Origin of the sequence: Salinivibrio sp. MA427 (genome assembly GCF_001996115.1) — a bacterium.
In the GTDB taxonomy this organism is placed as follows: Bacteria; Pseudomonadota; Gammaproteobacteria; order Enterobacterales; family Vibrionaceae; genus Salinivibrio; species Salinivibrio costicola.
Genome location: NZ_MUFH01000310.1, coordinates 1 through 2747 on the forward strand (window position 1 = coordinate 1; position 2747 = coordinate 2747).

Sequence of the window (2747 nt, forward strand, 5' to 3'; positions counted from 1 at the left end):
GTTATGGCCACGCTTTATTGGCGCTGCGCTTACGTTTCAGCGCGTCCGATTTTAATCCTCAATTTTCTGCTTCACCCTCAGTTGATGATAAAACGGGCTCAACAGTAAACCGGCCTACATCCACACCGATCACTTTCACTTGCTCACCAGGCTGCAGGATAATATCCCCTGCGTTAGCACTCAGTTGCAATTGCCATGTCACTCCAGAGTACTTGGCCGACGACAGTTGTTCGCGACTTAATGGTGAAGTCAGAGCGAAGGTCAGTCCAATAAAGTCACTATGACGATTGTCCGGACTACGTTCTTTATGCTGTAACCGTTTAAGCGGTCGCCACAGCGCTAAGGTAAGTAATCCTGCGCCGATGCCAGTACCACTAAACAATGCGGTCACGGTTTCGGGCAAGACCCCAATCATGGCCAGTAACCCAACTAAAACCGCAGCACACCCGGTTGCTAATAAGACAATCGTTGACAAACCGAGCAGCCAAACTTCAGCAGCTAACAACAGCAGACCAATGATAATAGTTAACTCTGCAAGATAGTGACTCACGTATTTACCCTAACTGCTTTTTGTTTTGTTAAGCGATTCAATGATGGTCATCGCTTCTGCAACCACGTTCGCAGCTCCCGTGCCCGAATCAGGCAACAAGACGACCGACGACTCTTTGGCAATTGCTTGTTTCGCGCGAATTGCTTTCTCTGCTAAATCAAGCTGAATCGCTTTTTGACCTTCTTCGGTGATAGCTCGTGTCCCGACAATTTCAAGCGCTTCGGCTTGAGCTTGAGCGACGGCTAGAATGGCTTGCGCTTCACCCTCCGCATTCAGAATTTGTTCCGCTTTTTCCGCTTCTGCCGCTAAAACCCGTGACTGCTTCTGACCCTCTGCCACGTTAATATCTGATTGACGAGCCCCTTCAGACTCAAGGATCACGGCACGTTTCTCACGTTCGGCCTTCATCTGACGCTCCATTGCTTCGAGCACCGACCGTGGAGGATCAATATCTTTTATCTCGTAACGAAGCACTTGTACACCCCAAGGCTGAGCCGCTTCGTTGATGGCCGAGACAATGGCAATGTTCAAGCTTTCACGTTCTTCAAACGTTTTATCCAGCTCCATTTTACCTACTTCACTACGCATGGTGGTTTGCGCAAGTTGCGTGACGGAATAGACATAATCATTCACGCCATAGCAGGCTTTAAAGGGATCAAGCACTTTGATATAGAGTACACCGTCCACACCCAACGAAATGTTGTCACGCGTAATCGCAGACTGACTAGGCACATCATAGGCTTGTTCTTTCAAAGTCCGTGTATACGCCACACGGTCGATAAAGGGAACAATGACGTTGAGCCCAGCTTCCATTGTTTTATAGTACTTACCAAACCTTTCAACCACATAGGCAGTATTTTGTGGCACAAACGTAATGGCACTGCGCAGTACGACAATCACTAAGATCGCCAGTACTATCCATACGCCAATAAAACTCGATATTTCAAAAAAAACGTTATCCATTAAGGGATCCTATGACTGTCGTTAACACGACGCTGATAGAGGGTGACAATGACTCAGACATGACGACAACGCTTGCATGCCTGAAGTTTAAGCATACGCCAATGTCAGTGTAGAAAGACAGATAACGATGGTAAATTTGACACTCGTCTCACTCAGATCGCTTTTTCCCCTCTTTTTATCTCGATTGAACGACATGACTCCCTGAGCGTGATCCCACTTTTGTAAAAGCCTGTCGCAACGATGGCCATATCATTGAAAAAAGGATTTTACCTTATCTTTTTTTGGGTGTACTCTTAGAGCTGTTCAACCGTGTTGGTTGGCGGTGCTCATTACCGTTGACACCTTGACATATAGTGTCAGAAAATGAGCAAACTAACGCGCAAACAACGCGTAGTCCTGTTGAAGCTGTTTTTGAGCTTTAATAATCGGAAATTTATGCAGCAATTGAATATAGATACATCGAAACACCCCACCGTTAGGCTGGAAAGTTAGTTGTCCTGAAGATATTCGCTACATTTGCCCATAGAGTCGATTAACGGCACTCGCGTCACTGCAACACCTAGTTAATATATTCAGGAGACACCATGTCCAAAGCTAATGGTTCCGTTAAGTGGTTTAACGAAGAAAAAGGTTTCGGTTTTATTCAGCAAGAGAACGGTCCAGACGTATTCGTTCACTTCCGTGCTATCGTTGGTGAAGGCTTCCGCACACTAGCAGAAGGCCAGCAGGTTGAGTTCGATATCGAGCAAGGTCAAAAAGGCCCACAGGCTGCGAACGTCGTTCGCCTGTAAGCCAAACCAAATTTAAGAAGAAAGGCGCTCATCAGAGCGCCTTTTTTTATACCTGTCATTTAAAGTTATGACACTAAGCTACATTGATATCGCATTCAGCCCCTATGCGAGTAGACGCTCTTGTTGCTATCCACTAGGCTGTGAGTACATCATATTGTCAGGAGGACGTATGCTATCTCCGTGCTTGATTGTCGACGATCATGAGATGATCCGAGACACGATTGGATTAATGGCACAGGCACTCGGTATTAAATCAGTGATCACCGCAGCAGACGGCGCCGAGGCGATATCTCGCGCCTATCATGACGAGCCGAGCCTTATCATTACCGATTTACAAATGGATCCTATCGATGGTTTAGAAATGTTGCGTCTCATGCGAAGTGGCCGCTATCATCTACGCCACGACACACCCATCATTATTCTGACCGCAAACGCTTCTAAAG

At 46.6% G+C, this 2747-nt stretch carries 4 protein-coding genes; 2 read left to right on the forward strand and 2 right to left on the reverse strand.

Annotated features, from left to right (window positions below):
• Positions 1–58: 58 nt before the first annotated feature.
• Together BZG79_RS13735 and BZG79_RS13740 are read right to left on the reverse strand one after the other, a co-directional pair.
• Positions 59–550, reverse strand: coding sequence for an NfeD family protein (locus BZG79_RS13735; protein ID WP_021024037.1), 492 nt, complete (start codon positions 548–550; stop codon positions 59–61).
• A 9-nt stretch (positions 551–559) separates the two neighbouring features.
• Positions 560–1513 (reverse strand): slipin family protein, encoded by a 954-nt coding sequence (locus BZG79_RS13740; protein WP_021024036.1) that lies wholly within the window; start codon positions 1511–1513, stop codon positions 560–562.
• 584 nt (positions 1514–2097) lie between these two features.
• On the opposite strand from BZG79_RS13740, the gene BZG79_RS13745 reads away from it, so the two are divergent.
• Both BZG79_RS13745 and BZG79_RS13750 read left to right on the forward strand, forming a co-directional pair.
• A complete protein-coding gene (locus tag BZG79_RS13745; protein ID WP_025744354.1) occupies positions 2098–2304 on the forward strand; it encodes a cold-shock protein in 207 nt (68 codons plus the stop codon).
• A gap of 169 nt (positions 2305–2473) precedes the next feature.
• Positions 2474–2747 (forward strand): response regulator (locus BZG79_RS13750; protein WP_199877897.1); only part of this gene is annotated, 274 nt, incomplete at its 3' end.